This window comes from Pseudotamlana haliotis, from assembly GCF_008806375.1.
Lineage (GTDB): Bacteria > Bacteroidota > Bacteroidia > Flavobacteriales > Flavobacteriaceae > Pseudotamlana > Pseudotamlana haliotis.
The window spans coordinates 74610-93484 of record NZ_WAAT01000051.1 but is presented as its reverse complement, the minus strand read 5'-3'; the positions used below and the strand labels follow the sequence as shown (position 1 = coordinate 93484).

The 18875-nt window shown below is 36.6% G+C and carries 16 protein-coding genes and 1 tRNA gene; 4 read left to right on the top strand and 13 right to left on the bottom strand.

Going from position 1 to position 18875, the window contains the following annotated elements; genetic code table 11:
* Positions 1-60: 60 nt before the first annotated feature.
* From F6U93_RS13385 to trhO, 9 genes are all read right to left on the bottom strand, one after another.
* Positions 61-765: a CoA transferase subunit A gene (locus F6U93_RS13385; RefSeq protein WP_150940683.1), complete on the bottom strand. Its 705-nt coding sequence runs from the start codon at positions 763-765 to the stop codon at positions 61-63.
* Positions 766-1060: 295 nt separating this feature from the next.
* The gene (locus tag F6U93_RS13380; protein WP_150940681.1) at positions 1061-1519 is read right to left on the bottom strand and encodes an RNA methyltransferase; all 459 of its coding nucleotides are present in this window, start codon (positions 1517-1519) and stop codon (positions 1061-1063) included.
* Between the two features lie 33 nt (positions 1520-1552).
* Entirely contained in the window at positions 1553-3898 is a 2346-nt protein-coding gene (locus tag F6U93_RS13375) for a penicillin-binding protein 1A (protein WP_150940679.1), read from the bottom strand.
* Positions 3899-3956: 58 nt separating this feature from the next.
* A complete protein-coding gene (locus tag F6U93_RS13370; protein WP_150940677.1) occupies positions 3957-4454 on the bottom strand; it encodes a gliding motility lipoprotein GldH in 498 nt (165 codons plus the stop codon).
* Positions 4441-5859, bottom strand: a complete 1419-nt coding sequence (gene ricT / locus F6U93_RS13365) for a PSP1 domain-containing protein (RefSeq protein WP_150940675.1) — start codon at positions 5857-5859, stop codon at positions 4441-4443. Before ricT ends, F6U93_RS13370 begins: the two co-directional genes overlap by 14 nt.
* A gap of 175 nt (positions 5860-6034) precedes the next feature.
* Positions 6035-7039, bottom strand: a complete 1005-nt coding sequence (locus F6U93_RS13360) for a radical SAM protein (protein WP_150940673.1) — start codon at positions 7037-7039, stop codon at positions 6035-6037.
* Between the two features lie 12 nt (positions 7040-7051).
* Positions 7052-7279, bottom strand: a complete 228-nt coding sequence (locus F6U93_RS13355) for a ferredoxin (protein WP_150940671.1) — start codon at positions 7277-7279, stop codon at positions 7052-7054.
* The gene (locus tag F6U93_RS13350) at positions 7279-8523 is read right to left on the bottom strand and encodes a peptidase U32 family protein (protein WP_150940669.1); all 1245 of its coding nucleotides are present in this window, start codon (positions 8521-8523) and stop codon (positions 7279-7281) included. Before F6U93_RS13350 ends, F6U93_RS13355 begins: the two co-directional genes overlap by 1 nt.
* A 4-nt stretch (positions 8524-8527) precedes the next feature.
* On the bottom strand, positions 8528-9607 hold the full coding sequence (gene trhO / locus F6U93_RS13345; RefSeq protein ID WP_150940667.1) for an oxygen-dependent tRNA uridine(34) hydroxylase TrhO: 1080 nt from the start codon (positions 9605-9607) through the stop codon (positions 8528-8530).
* Positions 9608-9953: 346 nt separating this feature from the next.
* Here trhO and recA point away from each other — a divergent pair, with 346 nt between their 5' ends.
* The 4 genes from recA to F6U93_RS13325 all read left to right on the top strand — a co-directional run bounded on the left by recA (position 9954) and on the right by F6U93_RS13325 (position 13533).
* A complete protein-coding gene (gene recA, locus F6U93_RS13340; protein ID WP_150940665.1) occupies positions 9954-10955 on the top strand; it encodes a recombinase RecA in 1002 nt (333 codons plus the stop codon).
* A gap of 126 nt (positions 10956-11081) precedes the next feature.
* Positions 11082-11498 (top strand): hypothetical protein, encoded by a 417-nt coding sequence (locus F6U93_RS13335; RefSeq protein WP_150940663.1) that lies wholly within the window; start codon positions 11082-11084, stop codon positions 11496-11498.
* A 41-nt stretch (positions 11499-11539) separates the two neighbouring features.
* Entirely contained in the window at positions 11540-12082 is a 543-nt protein-coding gene (locus F6U93_RS13330) for an RNA polymerase sigma factor (RefSeq protein ID WP_150940661.1), read from the top strand.
* Positions 12082-13533, top strand: coding sequence for an outer membrane beta-barrel protein (locus F6U93_RS13325; protein ID WP_150940659.1), 1452 nt, complete (start codon positions 12082-12084; stop codon positions 13531-13533). Before F6U93_RS13330 ends, F6U93_RS13325 begins: the two co-directional genes overlap by 1 nt.
* A 236-nt stretch (positions 13534-13769) precedes the next feature.
* On the opposite strand, the gene F6U93_RS13320 is transcribed toward F6U93_RS13325, so the two are convergent.
* The 4 genes from F6U93_RS13320 to F6U93_RS13305 all read right to left on the bottom strand — a co-directional run bounded on the left by F6U93_RS13320 (position 13770) and on the right by F6U93_RS13305 (position 18839).
* Positions 13770-13843: transfer RNA gene (locus F6U93_RS13320), tRNA-Ala, on the bottom strand.
* A 62-nt stretch (positions 13844-13905) separates the two neighbouring features.
* The gene (locus F6U93_RS13315; RefSeq protein ID WP_150940657.1) at positions 13906-15051 is read right to left on the bottom strand and encodes a PepSY-associated TM helix domain-containing protein; all 1146 of its coding nucleotides are present in this window, start codon (positions 15049-15051) and stop codon (positions 13906-13908) included.
* Positions 15052-15157: 106 nt separating this feature from the next.
* Positions 15158-16387 carry a hypothetical protein gene (locus F6U93_RS13310; RefSeq protein WP_150940655.1) on the bottom strand — a complete coding sequence of 410 codons (1230 nt, stop codon included), beginning with the start codon at positions 16385-16387 and terminating at the stop codon, positions 15158-15160.
* A gap of 61 nt (positions 16388-16448) precedes the next feature.
* Positions 16449-18839, bottom strand: coding sequence for a TonB-dependent receptor (locus F6U93_RS13305; RefSeq protein ID WP_150940653.1), 2391 nt, complete (start codon positions 18837-18839; stop codon positions 16449-16451).
* Positions 18840-18875: the final 36 nt, after the last annotated feature.

Here is an 18875-nt window from a genome sequence, read left to right as displayed (position 1 = left end):
ACCAGTTACATTACAAATCCATGAACCTAAGTTAATTTCTAGAACTATCCAAAGCCAACTTTAAGTACTTCTAACGCTAACTGTGCGTTGCTCAATACGCTTCTCATAAGCTTCCCCTTGAAAAATGCGTTGCACAAATATCCCTGGAATATGAATTTGATTGGGATCTAAAGCACCAAGCGGTACCAGTTCTTCAACCTCAGCGACAGTTATTTTAGCGGCACCACACATGACGGGGTTGAAATTTCGTGCGGTTCCTTTAAAAATTAAATTCCCTGCAGCATCGCCTTTCCAGGCTTTTACAAAAGCAAAATCAGCTTTAAAGGCGTGTTCTAAAACATACATTTTACCATCAAACTCTCGGGTTTCTTTGCCTTCGGCAACTTCGGTACCATAACCCGCTGGGGTAAAAAAAGCAGGAATACCTGCTTGTGCTGCACGACAGCGCTCGGCAAGAGTGCCTTGCGGTACTAATTCAACATCTAACTCACCAGACAACATCTGACGTTCAAATTCATCATTCTCACCTACATAAGAAGAAATCATTTTTTTTATTTGCTTATTCTGAAGCAGTAAGCCCAGACCAAAATCGTCTACACCAGCATTATTAGAGATACAAGTCAGTCCGGAAACACCACGTTTAACCAGTTCGGCAATCGCATTTTCTGGAATACCACAAAGTCCGAAACCCCCAAGCATCAAGGTCATGTTGTCATCGATACCGGCTAACGCTTCCTGAACATTGTCCACTTTTTTATTAATCATCTTATTCTCGTTTAGTCTATCTAAATTTACGAATAATTAATGATGTTGTGGAACTCTTTATTTGTTTGAACGTGTAATTGCCCAATTGTATTAATGAAAAAAGTTAACTCTGAACATCACGAGCGACACTACCATAGTGTTTTGTCATGCAGAAGGGAGGTACGACTGAAACATCTTAACCTCATTGTAGAGCGTGTATCTGTTTAATCACTCAACCGAAAACTAGGACTGCGACTGGTATTCCAATAAAGAGATTCCTCGATTCCTCGTAATGACATATTATACCAATTATAACCTAACTCCTAGGCTTACTCAGGTTCCTATCATACATGATGATACTTCCTGCAACTGAAACGTTAAGGCTTAACTCTGATTTAAATTTCACTAAGAAATGTGATTTTTCTATGGCTTCTTTACTTAAGCCATGGTCTTCGGCACCTAAAAGATATACGCAGCGCCTTGGGTGATGAAAAGTTTCTAAATCTTGTGCGATTTCATCCAATTCTACCCCGACAATACGTGCACCTTTAGGTAGGTTATTACAGAATTCGTCGAAGTTTTCGTAATGAAAATAAGGCATCGATTTCACAGCGTTATGCGTATCACAAGCTTGTTTCGCATAGCGATTGCCAATAGTAAAAATAAAACTAGCACCTAAATTTTGTGCTGTACGCCACAAAACACCTAAGTTTTCGGGTGTTTTACCGTTTTGAATACCTATGCCAAAAAATTCATTTACAAAATTATCGTTCATTCAAAAAAGCTTTTAAAATAATTCAAAAGTTTTTTAAAACTCCAATTCATCCAAAGTATCTTCCTCAGGCGAATTACTATTGGTATGGTCATCAGGAACTTTACTACAATCTACTATAATAGAAAGCTCCACAGGTGGTGTGAAGTCAGCTTTAGAAACACCTAGGGTCTCATCAGCATAGCAGCTTTTCATATAAAGTCCCCAAATAGGTAAAGCCATTGCAGCCCCTTGACCATAGGTAATGGTTTTAAAGTGAGCCGCACGATCTTCAGCACCTACCCAAACACCAGTCACTAAATTAGGCACCATACCCATAAACCAACCATCACTTTGGTTTTGTGTAGTTCCTGTTTTTCCAGCAATAGGATTGGTAAACTCATAAGGATAACCTGTAATGATTTCTCTAAAGTCAGCACGGTAAGAATCACGTCCTTTTCCACGTAAACGGGCACCAGAACCAGATTGCGTTACCCCTTCCATAAGCTTAACCGTCACATAAGCGGTTTCAGCATTTAAAACATCGCGGGTTTCTGGTTTGAACTGGTATAATACCGTACCATTTTTATCTTCAATATTTAAAACCATAACGGGTTTGGTATACACCCCTTGATTGGCAAATGTTGAATAAGCGCCTACCATATCATAAACACTAATATCTGTAGTCCCTAAAGCAATAGAAGGCACGGCAGGAATATCAGATTCTACACCTAATTTTTCAACCAAATCAACCACAGTTTGTGGTCCCACCTTATCTATTAATTGAGCGGTAATCGTATTTACAGAATTTGCTAGGGCATCTTTTAAGGTTCTTTTTCCACCATAGTCATCCCCTGAATTTCTAGGGCACCAAGCTTCTGGATTACCAAATTTACCAGCTTCAATACAAAATGGTGTATCTGGCAATTCATCACAAGGTGAAAAATGTAACTGATCTATAGCCGTGGCATATACAAAAGGTTTAAAAGTAGACCCCACTTGACGCCTTCCTTGCTTCACCATATCATATTGAAAATGTCTGTAGTTCATTCCACCAACCCAAGCTTTTACATGACCTGTTTGCGGATCCATAGACATCATACCTGTTCTTAAAAAGGATTTATAGTAACGCATAGAGTCCATAGGCTTCATGATGGTATCAACCTCTGAAGGTTTACCATCTTCCCACTTAAAAACTGTCATTTTAATTGGTTTTTGGAATGACGCCTCAATTTCCTTATTCGATTTCTTCAAATCGTACTTCATGTGTCTCCAACGTTCTGATTGACGCATACCGCGACGCATCAAAGCTTTTTCTTCTTCAGGTTCTAGATCTAAAAAAGGAGCCGTTGGGTTACGATCTGGCGTATTTTGATGAAAAAATTCAGCTTGTAACCTAGGCATGTGCTGCTGTACTGCATCTTCAGCATAGGTTTGCATACGAGAATCTATAGTGGTGTAAATCTTTAAACCATCATTATAAAGATTCCACTTGGTACCATCTGGTTTCGGATTATTTTTAATCCACTGCTTCATAAAACCATCTAAATACCCTCTAAAATAGGTAGCAATACCTTCACGATGTGATTCAGGAGAATAGTTTAAGTCTAATTCGGTTTTTTGAAGCGAATCTTTTACTTTCTCAGTAATGTAATCGTACTTATACATTTGAGCTAAAACCACATTTCGGCGGTTTTTCACCCCTACTGGGTTTCGGCTTGGCCTTGGGTTATATAAAGAGGAATTTTTAAACATCCCTACCAGCATGGCTGATTCTTTAAGGTCTAATTCCTTAGGTTCTTTGTTGAAATAAATTCGCGAGGCACTACGAATACCATCGGCATTATTTCCGAAGTCATAAATATTAAAATACTGGGCAATTATTTCTTCTTTGGTATATTGGCGCTCTAAACGGATAGCGATAATCCATTCTTTAATTTTTTGAAGCACCCTTTCAATGATATTTTTAGAACCTTCGCCGTGAAATAATTGTTTTGCTAACTGTTGAGAAACCGTACTAGCACCACCGCTTCCTGGCTTTATAATCGCTCTAATAGTACCCCTTGCATCAATTCCAGAATGCTCATGAAAACGCGCATCTTCGGTAGCAATTAAAGCATCAACTAGTTGCTGTGGTAACTCATCATAACTCACAGGCGTTCGGTTGTCGTTAAAATAGAATTTCCCTAGTGTTTTCCCATCTGATGAAATAATTTCAGTAGCTAAATTGGTTTTAGGATTTTCTAAAACGGTGTGATCGGGCATTTCACCAAAAGCACCCCAAGACGCCAATAAAAAAAGGGATACTACAGAAAGTATACCTCCCAAAAATAAAATCCACATCCAACGGATGTATTTTGAATAATTTTGAACCTTAGTCGTTTCTTTTTTTGCCTTTGCCATGTACTAATTGTTAATACATCTTGATACCACTTCGCTTTTGCAAAACAGGAGATGTTATCTATTTTTTTACTTGCTTTTTTTCAATACTGAATCCAACATCTGTAATCCCTTCCAATGCTTCAACTCCATTAACCATACCGTTTTCACGCATGGCTTGTTGTATTTTTACTTCATACTCACCAGATTCACTAAAAATGACCTGCTCTTTATACCACAACTTATTTTCTTTAATATCTGAATAGCCCGCACCAAGAAGTTTACCGCTAGGGTCAGCCATTCTATATTCTAGAGTATCTTTTACGCGCTTACCATGTGGGAATTGCATTTCTACAATTAAAAACAAGTTGTTATACTTGTAGGCATTGGTGTTTCTAAGATTTATAAACAAGTCGTAAGGGCTTATAGAATCAGGTGTGTTTATCTTAAAACTGACAATAGAATCTTTATGCCATTTTTTGGGTACGGCTTTGTATTCGTCAAAATAATATTGTGAGTCGCAAGACACCAAAGTAAAAAAAACGCATAGGCCAAGTAATAAAACTCTATTTTTCAGCATTTTTATTGTTTTGTGATTTATTCTGATTATTGTTGTTATTAGGTTTTCTTCGCTTATTTCGACTCCTATTTTGATTCGGCTTTTGGTTTTGATTTGGATTAGTTTTATTAGCCTCTCCACCTTCAACTTTTGGCTTATTGGATCGATTTGGACGTGGTTTTGGCTTTGGTTTGTTAGAATCGGCATTTCTATTATTCTGGGATTTCTTTTGACCTCCTGAATTTCTAGGTTTTCCGCCATGAGCTTGATCCGCATTATTTTTTGCAGGAGCACCGCCTTTCTTACGTCTGTTATTTCTACGTTTTTTTGTTGGTTTCGGACTATCAAAACGTGTTAAACTATCTTGCCCTACAACGTTCTCAAACTCTGTTTTAGTATCTTCAATAAGATCTAAAGCATATTCTTCAAGACTCGTGATTTTTTCTCGTTTCTTATTAATTTCAATAATTTCATTGGCATGCTCGGTAGTAATCTTATGCCAATTCATCCATTCCCCTTCATAGGCATACCACAGGTGTCCTTTGAAAATATCTGTTTTTTGACATACTGCTACACCTTTTTCGGTGTATAACTTCACGTCAGATTTTGGAAAGTTTTTTAAAGCATCTAAATAGGTGTCCAACTCATAGTTTAAACAGCATTTCAACTTACCACATTGTCCTGCAAGTTTTTGCGGATTTAATGAGAGTTGTTGGTAACGTGCCGCAGAAGTGCTCACCGAACGAAAATCGGTTAACCAAGTCGAACAACATAATTCACGTCCACAAGAACCAATACCTCCAAGTCTTGCGGCTTCTTGACGGAAGCCTACTTGTTTCATCTCAATACGCGTTCTAAACTCGCGTGCAAAAACCTTAATCAATTCACGGAAGTCAACACGCTCTTCGGCGGTATAATAGAAAGTCGCTTTACTAGCATCACCTTGAAATTCGATATCTGAAATTTTCATTTGAAGTTTCAAATCGATAGCAAATTGGCGGGCTTTCACCTTCATAGCTTCCTCACGCTCACGTGCGGTTTGCCAAATATCAATATCTTTCTGACTGGCTTTTCGGTAAATTTTAAGGGTATCTTCAGGTTTGGTTGAAATATTTTTACGCTTCATTTGAACACGCACCAATTCCCCCGTAAGGGTAACCATACCAATATCATGACCGGCTTTTGCCTGAGTCGCCACAATATCACCTATACTTAAAGTTAAATTTTCAGTATTCTTGTAATATTCTTTTCTACCGTTTTTATAACGTACCTCAATCCAGTTAAATGGGGCTTCGCCGCTAGGAAGCGACATGTTAGATAGCCAATCGAATACCGTTAGTTTGTTACAACTATCTGTACCACAAGTACCATTATTTTTGCAGCCTTTAGGTGAGCCGTCTTTTGTTGAGCAACTTGCGCAAGCCATATATTATATATTGAATTCGCTAATAATAAACTTATTACGAATGAAGATTTATAAATAATTATTTTTCACATTGCAGTGAAAAACACATTTTTGTTAGGATTTTGAAACTAATTTTCAAAAAACATTTTGCGATGTAAAGATATGATTATTCTAAAGACTTAAAAAGAAAGATATTTTAATTAAACTCGACCTCATAATTTAGGCGATTAGAGCGGGATTTTAATTGCTTTTTAGATCTAAAGGCATTTCCGAGCAACAACTTTTCCCAGCCTATTTTACGAGAATAATCGTTGAAACTTTCTTCACGCCAATTGAAACCTTCTTTCCAAAATGCTTTAGGTGAAATATAACAAAAGGTATATTCGAAAATAAAACTGGCCGCATTATCTGTACCGTGCTTAGGAATACTATTTGGGGCTAATAATAAAATATTATGTGATATACAGGCTTCCTTGATAATCGAAATCACCTCTGGATAATCACCTCGAATAGCATCTAAATCAAAATCATTATACTCAGTATTTCCAATTTTTTGAATGGGACGTATTTGAAGCACATCAAAACTGTCGCCATTAAAGTGGTTGAAAAATTCTTTCAACTCATAGAAATTATCTTTGTTAAAGGTATAATTGATTCTCACCTTAAAATCGTAGGTTCTTTTCAGTTTTGCAAAGACATTGAAAACACCATGAAATTTTTCATAGCTCGCCTTTTGCATAAAACTTTCATACGATTCTTTATTAACGCCGTGCAACGAAATGGTAAATTCGTTCAAGCCAGCCTCTAATAGCTCAATAATCTTTTCTTCTGTTAACAAATTGGCATTGGTGGTAATAGAAATATAAGGTACTTGATGCTTTTTACCCAAAACCACAAGCTTTACTAAATCTTTATAAAGTGTGGGTTCGGTACCACAACCAATTTGCAGTTTTAAGGCGCGGTTAAAGATCGCATCGGCCACCTGCTCCAATTCTTCCTCTTTAAATTGACCTTTTAAGGTTTTTACATAGTCTTTATCTGTAAAATAACACATTTTACAACGCAGATTACAGGCCAAAACCGGATCTAAATTCACTGCCAAATAGCGTTTATTCAACTTATGCAACATATAGAGTCCTAGAAATTTAATTCTATGATTTTTAATTTTTCTATTAAGTTGTAAAAGTTTATAAATATTCATTTAAGGCTATGACTAGTTTTTAACTGTTATTATTTTTACCGGACAGGCTTTTGCTGCGTTTTCACAAGCTTCCAAGATAGAAAAATCATTGCTTTTCAGCGTAAAAAAACCTTTTTTTTCTTGACTTTGCAGTAAAACAGACTTCCCGTCTTTTTTAGACATTTGAAACTGGCTTGGTGCCAACTCCACACAGTAATTACAGCCAATACATTTTTTTCGTTGTAAGGTAATGACAACCATTAGGCTTCTACTTTATTTTCAACAATCTTATAAAGTTTATCAGATTGGCGGATTCTAAACGGCAATTTAATCGTCACCATATCGCCTTTTTTCCCTTCGCTTACTTTTTGATCGTTCACGAAAAACGCTTCAACAACAAATTCTTGAGCCCCAGTTGATGGTCCTGTGACTAAAATGGTATCACCTACATTTATGTTATAGGCTTCAATTTTAAACTCACCGACTTCAGCTTTTGGGAAATAATGTGTGCCTTTACCAATATACACTTTCTTTTGTGTGGCATGAGAACCAGAGCCTTTACTCCACTCGCCCAATTTCTGACCTAAGTAATAGCCACTCCAGAACCCACGGTTATAAACGGTTTCTAAAGTTTTCATCCATTCAATAACTTCCTCTTTGCTATAAGTACCGTTTTCAATACTATCAATAGCTTCACGGTAACAACGAATCACTTTAGCTACATATTCTGGTGCTCGACCACGGCCTTCAATTTTTAAAACTTTGATACCAGCATCGGCCACTTCATTTAAAAAATCGATGGTACACAAATCTTTAGGCGACATGATGTATTCGTTATCTAGCTCCATTTCAAAACCAGTTTCCTGATCAACAACCGTATATTTTTTTCTACAATTTTGCTTACAAGCCCCACGATTAGCTGAAGAATTATCAGAATGCAAACTCAAATAACACTTCCCTGAAACCGCCATACACAAGGCACCATGACCAAAAATCTCTATTTCTACAAGTCTTCCTGAAGGGCCTTTGATTTGTTCTTTTTCAATTTGCTCGGTAATCATCGTAACCTGGCGTAAGCTTAACTCACGGCTCAGCACCATGGTATCGGCAAACATAGCGTAAAACTTAACCGTTTCAATATTCGTGATGTTGATTTGAGTAGAAATATGCACTTCCATCCCCACTTCTCGCGCCATAGAAATCACGGCTTGATCCATAGCAATGACTGCAGTAATATTGGCTTCTTTGGCTTTTTTAACCAAGGTTTTTACAATCGATAAATCATGATCGTAAATGATGGTGTTTAAGGTTAAATAACTTCTAACGTTTTTAGCTTCACAGCGTTTTACAATCTCATCTAAATCATCAAGGGTAAAATTTACCGTTGCACGCGCACGCATATTTAACTGTTCAACGCCAAAATAAACAGAATCTGCACCATTATCTAGGGCTGCCTGTAAGGATTCAAAATTCCCTGCTGGCGCCATTAATTCAATTTTTTGCATGACCTTAGTCTTTAAGTTTATCTACTTTCAGTGTTTCGAAAATATTACGTAAATCCTTTTTGTAAGGTAAGTGGTCGGCACGTCCTTTCTTGAAAATGTCGTTGCTATTGGCTTGGCCTTTACGAAGGGCTTTTTGCTCTTCAAAAGGGAGCGCATGTATTTCTTTGCAGTTCTCAGAACAGCAATAATTCATGTCTTCTTTACAGCTATCACACTGGATAAAAAGTAAGTGACAAGCATCATTGGCACAGTTGGTATGAATATCTGCTGGGCTACCACATTGGTGGCAGCGCGCAATCACATCGTCGCTAATTTTTTCAGCACGACGTTCATCAAAAACAAAATTCTTGCCTATGAATTTATTTTCTAGGCCTTCTTCGTTAATCTGTCTGGTGTATTCAATAATACCGCCTTCAAGCTGAAAAACGTTTTTAAAACCTTTATGTTTATAATATGCACTAGCTTTTTCACAACGTATACCGCCGGTGCAATACATCAATAAATTTTTTTCTTCTTTATGCTCTTTTAAATCAGCTTCAATAATATCTAACGATTCTCTAAACGTATCAACATCTGGTGTTACTGCCCCATCAAAATGACCAATTTCACTTTCGTAATGGTTACGCATATCTACACAAACCGTATTTGGATTCGCTAACATATCGTTAAACTCTTTTGCTGAAAGGTGCACACCTTTGTTCGTCACATCAAACGTATCATCATTTAACCCATCGGCCACAATTTTGTTACGCACCTTTACTTTCAGCTTTAAAAAAGACATGTTGTCTTGCTCAACGGCAATATTCAAACGGATATCTTTTAAAAAATCGATGGTATCGAGATGTGCTTTAAAATCATTAAAACGATCGGCTGGTAAAGACAATTGGGCATTTATACCTTCGGTAGCCACATAAATACGTCCTAAAACGTCTAGTTTCTCCCAAACTATAAATAACTGATCACGAAATTCTTGAGGGCAGTCAATTTTGGCATATTGATAAAAAGAAAGTGTTAATCGATCCTTTCCGGCTTTTTCGATTAATTCTGCTCTTTCTTTGGCACTTAATTTATTGTACAGTTGCATGCTATACTAATTTTATAAGGTTAAAGACTATTTTTTGAAGCTGCAAAGGTACGATTTTCTAGGAGATTAAGTCTTTTTAGCATAAAAAAAGCACTTAAACCAAAGTTTAAGTGCTTAGTATTGAGTTAGTCACACAATTTTAAATATAAAACATCAAGCGTTCTAGCTTCATATCTTTTTCTATGATGCAAATCCATTAAAAAGGTTGCGTAATTTACAGTAGAATTTTTTCTGTTATTCATGATAGTATTCTGCCTACCAATAATTTTATGTTGAAAACTATTATTGTGTTATGATAAAACTTATAGTATTTTAGCCCTCCAATTTTCAGTAAACAAACAGAGCCATGAGCAGCGAAAAAGAAGCGAAATTAAAAGCACTAAAACTTACATTAGACAAACTAGATAAAGCCTACGGAAAAGGAACCGTAATGAAAATGAGCGATTCTGCCATTGTAGACGTAGAAGCTATTCCTTCGGGGTCTTTAGGTCTAGATATCGCTTTAGGCGTTGGCGGTTATCCGCGCGGAAGAGTTATTGAAATTTACGGTCCAGAATCATCGGGTAAAACTACTTTAACTTTACACGCTATTGCGGAAGCTCAAAAGGCTGGAGGTATTGCAGCATTTATTGATGCCGAGCATGCCTTTGATCGTTTTTATGCTGAAAAATTAGGCGTTGATATTGACAATTTAATTATTTCGCAACCAGATAATGGTGAGCAAGCTTTAGAAATTGCCGATAACTTAATTCGTTCTGGTGCTATTGATATTGTAGTAGTCGATTCTGTAGCGGCCTTAACACCAAAAAGTGAGATTGAAGGTGAAATGGGCGACTCTAAAATGGGACTTCATGCCCGTTTAATGTCTCAAGCCTTAAGAAAACTAACAGGTTCTATTAGCAAAACCAAGTGTACAGTTATCTTCATTAACCAATTGCGTGAAAAAATTGGTGTGATGTTTGGAAACCCAGAAACTACAACTGGTGGTAATGCATTAAAATTTTACGCGTCGGTTCGATTAGATATTAGAAGATCTACGCAAATTAAGGAAACCAATGGTGATGTAGCAGGTAATAAAACCAGAGTAAAAGTGGTGAAAAACAAGGTAGCACCACCTTTTAAAATGGCAGAATTTGACATTATGTACGGTGAAGGGGTCTCTAAAGTAGGAGAAATCCTAGATTTAGCTGTAGAACACGAAATCGTTAAAAAGAGTGGTTCTTGGTTTAGCTACGAAGAAACAAAACTCGGTCAAGGTCGAGATGCTGTAAAAACACTCATAAAAGATAATCCGGAACTTATGGAAGAACTTGAAACCAAGGTTCGAAAAATAGTTTCAGAAATGTAACACCAATTAAATTGGTATAAAACTTTAAAATCCCGTTAATTCGGGATTTTTTTTGCTGGCTACGCAACCTTTTCAATTTATAGGCATCTACATAGAAATATGTAAAACCCCTAAAACTATAAAGTCATGAAAAGATTAATAGCCTTATTTGTAACTCTAACCTTTTTTGTATCATGTAGTACTGACGATGAAGGTGTCGCCTTTGGGTCGGCCATTTTACCTGTTGATAGTGTAGATATACCTGTAGAATTTGAACGTGGTGAAACCTATCAAATTGAAGTCTTCTATTACCAACCAACAACATGTTATGAATACTATAACTTCTACTACAGAAAAGAAGATAACGTACGCACCGTAGCCCCAAACAACTTGGTATTTGATTACAATAATTGCGAACCTACAGATGATATTCTTGTCAGCAATATTTTGAACTTCACTCCAACTACTCGTGATTCATATATTTTCAAATTTTGGCAAGGTGAAGATGAGGACGGAGAAAATGTTTATCTTGAAATTGAAGTACCAGTTGTAGATACCCCATAACAAATGAGTAACTTTAAGTATTCATTTTAAACCCTGTTCAATTGAGTCTAGAATTGCTCATAAAAAATTGTAAAGCTAATAATACTAAAGCCCAAGGCGAATTATACAAGTTGTTTTCCAGCAAGTTGTTCGCGGTAAGCTTGAAGTATTCACGCAATCGCGCTGAAGCGGAAGACAACCTGCAGGATGCCTTTCTAACAATTTTCAAAAAAATTGGACAATATAAAAACCAAGGCTCTTTTGAAGGGTGGCTCAAACGTATTACGGTTAATACCGCCTTACAACGATACCGAACAGAGAAGGTATTTGACTTGGTTAATGAAAACGCCATTGAAGACGTAGAAATTGAAATTGATGAGGACCAAGTGTCCATCGATTATCTATTAAAAATCATACAAGAATTGCCAGACCGCTACCGCTTGGTTTTTAATCTTTACGTTCTCGATGGCTATTCTCATAAAGAAATAGCAGAACTATTAGATATTAGCGTGGGCACCTCAAAGTCAAATTTGGCACGAGCGCGAATGATTTTAAAAACAACTATTGAAGATTACCAAAACACAGAACACTTACAATCCTTATAATGGCTGAAAAGAAACACATAGACCGGTTATTCCAGGAAAGCTTTAAAGACTTTGAAGCAACCCCAAGCGATGCCGTGTGGAACAATATAGAAGCTAAACTTCACTCAAAAGAAGACAAGCGCCGTGTGATCCCTATTTGGTGGCGCTATGCTGGTGTGGCAGCCCTTCTTTTACTCTTTATTACTATTGGAATGCCATTTTTCAATGAAAAAGAAGGCGAACATCAAGTAGTAGATACTAATGATATCCTGATTGAAAATGCTTCCGAAGTCATTAAAACAACAATTAATAGGACTTCAGAAGACCATTCAGCCATAACAGATTCTAAAACCAATACAGAAGGCCATACAAACGCAATAAACACACCATCAGAAGAATCGGACAACCCACAAACAGCATCCTCTAAAAATTCATCTGTAGCTAAAAATTCAGAAGAAAAAACTGGAAACAACAGCCATCATAGTAACACAATGACTACGATAGCGACAAGCTCTGAAAAACAGCATACTTCTGAAGACATTGCTTTAGAAAATATAAATTCGAATACTGCATTAGTGTCATCTACTCAAGAAAACACGACTCAAAACAAGGACCCTTTTTTAATTGATGAAGAAGCCGCTAAATCACATATCGCTCAGGTCTCAAAAAACAATAACGCTATTGCAGAAAGCAACAACGACTCCAATAAAAACACACAAACAATTGAAGAAGCCATAGCAGCAAACAACAGACCTGTTAAAACTAAACAAAACCAAAACAGATGGCGTGTCTCTACTCATGTGGCACCGGTGTATTTTAATAGTTTAGGTGAGGGTTCATCCATTGACCAACAATTTTCTAACAACGAAAAAACGGGCGATGTGAATATGAGTTATGGTATTTCTACCAGCTATGCCGTAAATAACCGTGTAAAAATACGTTCGGGAATTAACAAAGTAAACTTAGGCTACAACACAAACAATGTTATTGTCTATGAATCACGAGGAGCAGGTGTTAGCGCCTTACAGAACGTGTCAAGTACAACGTCTAATATTTCGGTGACCTCTACCGCTGCAGATAGCAATGCAGCACAACCTTTAACAGCGACTAATGTATCTATTCATCAAACATTTGACTACATTGAAGTGCCTTTAGAAATTCAATACGCACTTTCTCAAAAACGATTGGGCGTTAATATTATTGGCGGATTTAGCTCGTTCTTTTTAAGTGATAACGAAATTATTTCTAATGCTGAAGATGGTACAAGCACGTATATTGGTGAAGCTAATAACATTAACGACACCAGTTACAGTGCCAACCTCGGACTCGGTTTAAACTATAAATTCACAAAAAAAATAGACCTGAATTTAGAGCCTATGTTTAAATATCAATTCAACACTTTTGATAATACCTCTGGGAATTTCAACCCTTATTTCATTGGGGTTTACACAGGGTTTTCTATTAAGTTTTAGGTCACTTATTTTATCCATAATAACACTTCTGGTCTGCAGTGGAGTCGCAAAGGCGTAGTAAAGTGTAATCTGTGAAAACCAGTGTAATCGGTATCTAAAATATAGCTTCGAGCAACTCTGTGTAACCTCTGCGCTTCTCTGTATAATTCTAACTTACAACAACACGCGCTAAATTGAGCGCTATCTCAGGCTCATAAAAAAAGCCTCCAATCGCTTGGAAGCCCTATTAACACTTGTGGAGAATACCGGAGTCGAACCGGTGACCTTTTGACTGCCAGTCAAACGCTCTAGCCAGCTGAGCTAATCCCCCATTGATTTCTTATCGTAAAATCTACTTGGTAAATGTATAAATTAATTATGTAAAATTTATAACTATTTTTTCTTTTTATACTTGCGTCCGTACCAAATAAAAAAGCCCGTAATCGGTAAACTGGCTATTAATAAACTCGCTAAAAAGGCCAGTATTTTGGTTGGTAAGCCACCAATAGCCCCAACATGTAAATCGTAATTTAGGGCTTGTATTTTTTCACCGTTATTCTTATCAGAGAATGTAAAAGTATTTAGTAGCTCGGCCGTGGTTCTATCAAAATAGAGCTCGGTACGTTTATAGTTTTGTTCGTCTTTTTTGTAAACACGTACAATATAGGGAATATTAGGTTTAGGGTGTTTACGTATTAACAGAAACTCATATTCTGGGTAATCAGTGATTACTGTATTTAAAATCACATCAAACGGTTGTTCTGGATTTGTGTTTTGCACGGGTTTAGAAAGTGCCGCGTAAGGGATTGTTTTTCCGCCGTTTGCTACCCATTTCACCGAGGCATTAAAGCTTTTTGAAGCCCACATCAAGCCTGTCAAAGCTAAAATTAAGGCTATTGCAAGCATATAGAAACCAAAAATGCGGTGCAAATCATAGTTTTTACGTCGCCATTTCGAACTTTTCTTCCATTTAAAGCTAAAGCTTTGTTTGCGCTGTGATTTTTTAGGCCACCATAATATTAAGCCAGAAATAAGCATAAAAACAAAAGTCCATGTGGCACCAGCAACAATATAATGACTTACGTCATTGTAACCCATAAATAGATTCATATGAATGGCTAGAACGACATTAAAAAACTCCCATTTGGTGTTTTCTATAAAAATTATTTTTCCGTTGTAGGGGTTTAAGGAAACAGTTTTATAGAACTTCATGAAATTATGATATCCAAAAACAGTACCATCAACATCGGTAAAGCTAATACTTACCGCATGACCGGGGTCATTTGGGATAATTACATTTTGAAAGCTATAAGTGTTATTAAAAGCGCCTTCAGCGATTTCTATAAGCTGCGATATAGGTACTCTAGTAGGGTTTTCTGGTATGGAAACATGATGTCTATCTTTATAGATAACATCTTTTATTTCATATGAAAACACATAAACACAACCTGTAATAGCTACAATAAAGACCACCAAACCTGAGGCCATGCCTAGCCAGAGGTGTATTTTGTGGAGTGTATTTTTAAATCGTGTTTTCATAGAAAAAAACAAACCCCAACCCAAATAACATCGTTGGGTTGGGGCTCGCAAATATTGAAAATTAAACTGGAATATATAGCTATATAAAAGTTAAAAATCTTTATAATTAGTTGACTTTTTGTAGCACGTCTACATACACATTGCTACCATCTAACTTCGCTCCTTTTGTAAAGCCATTAGCACCGCCATCAATATTAATTTCATAGATATTAGCCTCACCTCCAGCGATACTTACAGGGATATAGAAGTTACCATTTTCAACACAGTCTAAGGTGAAAATATTCACGAAAGGCGCTTTTGGTAAATTCAATTCAGTTATGGTTTCGTTATATAAGTCAATTTCAACTAAAGTCCCAGTATTTTGTGATAAATCACCCCACTCAGGAACATCAACAGCACGTACTACGTTCGCGTAAGCGATACCGTTTTCAGCGTACCAAGCATTCCAAATAGTAACAGGCTCTCCAAAATGTGCAGACACATCTAATATGTAAGAATCGTCATAATCACCATTCGCTATTTTAACAAAAACAGAAGGCTTATCAGCAACTTCTTCATTCCCGTACCATAATGAACTTGTAATGTTGTATTGGTATAAATCACCAGTTTCAGTAGCAAAAGTACCGTTAGTTCTATATCCAGCAGTCATACCAGCAGAAGCAGGAGACTCTAAAACTTTAGGGCTTGTAATAGAAGGGTAATCAAAAGCTACCGTAATTAAATTCTCTTCTAAATTTGCCCAACTAGGCTCACCGTATAAAGAACCAAAGTAGATTTTTCCATTACTCACCAAACCATTAGCCCATAAATTCACTTTGCCGTTTACTTCAGGAAAATCGATATACCCATGACCTGTAGCTTCAAAAGTATCTAAATCAATAATCCCGTAAGGCATTTGACCACTTTCTTTTTCTGGACTACTCGATAGGAATAAATCACCACTATCTGTAGCTTGAATATAACGGAAGAAAGCTCCAGGAGCTAATACAGCATTTGAAATAGCATCTACTTTTACAGGTCCATTTTCGGTTAATTCAAACTTTTCAGTTAATCCTTCTGTATTGTTAACGATATATAGATAACCATCTACAGTTACTGATATGGTCGCCCAACCTTCAGCGCCATTTCCTTGAATAGATAATGAACCAGATGTGATGTTATCGGTTGTAAAATAATAACCCTCATCATCTACGGCTGCACCTACTAAATACGACACATCTTGATTTGAGTCTCCATCATCAGTGCTATCATCGTCATTACTACACCCAACAAACGTAAGGTTTAAGGCTATAAATAAACAAGCTGTTACAGCTTTCCATGTTTTATTAGTTTTCATAAGATTTAAATTCATGTTTACAATATTTATTAATTTCTAATTTATTCTGATTTATATTTCTCTATAGGAATTGGTAGTTTACTTTTAAGAAAATAGCCCTACCAGGTTTTTGAAGCAAAAAGTTATCATATACTTGTTCATTTAAAAAGTTTGAAAAATCTACTGATACATTCAATTTTTCATTTGGAAACGTATAGCCCAATCCTGCATCAAACACCAATTGAGTTGGGATTTTATTTTTGATATCTTCACTTCCTAGGCTAGACCAATTCAGAAAAAACTCGTGAACATAACTAGACTGTAAGTACATAAATAACTTAGATTTTTTTTGAATAAAATCATCTAAGGTATAATCAACACCAGCATTTGCCATGAAGTAAGGCTCATTTTTAAGTCGGTCGCCATAAATAATGTTGTCATTGCCATTCTCATCAACCTTAAGTGTATTTCTGAAATCTAAATAAGTACCATTGATATTGAATTTAAATTTCTGATTCCAATCATAAACAAAATCCAATTCAACTCCTGTTCCTGAAACGGCTTTTATATTTTCAAATATGCCTGTTGCTTGTCCGCCTTGAACATTCATCTGAATTTTATCCGTTGTATTACTGTAGAAAGCATTCATTTCTAATTTTACACCCTGGTTTCCTGCTAACGGAAGTCTGCCTAAAATAAAGCCTATATTAGCGTTAAAACTTTGTTCTGGTTTGATATCCGGGTTATTTGTAATCGTAACGCCGTTACCTAAAGCTTCAGTAGCATTTGGTAATCGCGTGGCTTGTTCTAGCGAAGATTTAAGTAAAAATTGGTGAAAAAGTTTATAAGACATCGCGAAACCACCTCCCCAATTAGAAATGTTACTAGTTATGGGTCTAACCTCATATTCAGTGGTGTAAACCAGTTCGTTAATAGAAGAATTAAAACCATACCATTTTACAAAGGCATTAGCCCGAAGCCTGTTGTTGAATTTAATCGTTTCTAAAGATAGTCCTGCAAATTGCGAAGCTATGTTTTGAGGATCGAAATAAGCCAATCTATGTGGTGGTGAAAAAGGATCTTCTCCGGTACGACTGGTATGCGTATATAAATAATTGAATCCTAATTTGAAATCTTTAGGCAACTGGTAGGTGCCGTTAAATCTAGCAATAACCGAGTTATCTGTTTGCGTATATAAAGAACGCCCATTACGACTGGTTTCTCCTCCAGAAGGATTGGTACCGATTACCTCTCCTCTCCAATCATATCGTGCTGTGGTGGTATCAATCACCTCAGCTTTGGTATGCGAGTAAGCCGCAAAAGTACTCACATCGAGGCCTTTTGTAAAAATATCCTTTTTCTTGTATGTCAAAATAGGCATGAGCACCTGTTCATTATTACGCATTTCACCGTACACATGCCCCATGGTTTGTCCAGTTTGCACGCCTTTTTTAAGATCGGAACCCAAAATACTTAAGAAGAGTTGATCGGCCCATGATTTATTAGTAAATCCTACGTCTAATTTTGTACTGAAGGTTTGAAAATCATCATTAAAACGTTCGGCGGGATTGTCTTTAGTAAACTCTATAGCCTTTCCTGTCCCTTCCTCTCCATAATATACACCTCTTCCCCAAACGTTATAATTATTATCAGAATAGGTGTAAAAACTAGAAAGGCGTGTTGTAAATCCAGAATCGAATTTCCATTGTCCATTAAAGGCCACTTTATGCGTATTAAAAGAACCAAAGGAATAAGAAACTTCGGCAAAATTTTCAATCTGTTCTTTGGTCACCAAGTTTATAGCGCCCCCTAAAGCATCGGAACCTAACTCTACAGGAACCACTCCTTTATAGATATCAATGCGATCGATAAGGGCGATTGGCAAGTTATTTACAGAATAGGAAGAACCAAAATAATCCATAGGAATGCCATCAATAAAAAAACGAATCGCATTTCCAGACATACCATTTAAAGAATACTCAAAATCTGAGCCTACTCCTCCGGTAGTTCTTACACGCACTCCAACAGAATTATCTAAAACGGTATTTAACGCTAGACTTTGGGTTTTTATCTTTTGAGTTTCAATAGCATTAACACTAAACCCAGCTTCTTTAATTTTTTCAGCTTTAGTTTTACCTACCACAAAGACTTGATCCAGCTCAGAAGTATCTTCTTTTAAAACAAAATTCTTTATGATACTTTCTTCCAAATTTACCGATACATCAATTTCCTGAGTTTGGTATCCAATGGCAGAAACTTTTAGAGTGTAATTTCCGTAGCGTACTCTATTTAAAACATAGTTTCCATCTAAACCTGTTGCTGCGCCTTGTCTCGTATTTTTAAGTTGAACCGTTACACCTAAAAGCGATTCGCCAGATTCATCAGTAATCTGCCCTTGAATTTGCCCCAAATTAGATTGGGCTCCTCCAAACGCACTAAGCATGACAAAAAACAATACGACGAAATGATTCATTTATTTAGACTTATTACAAATAACCGCAAAAATAGA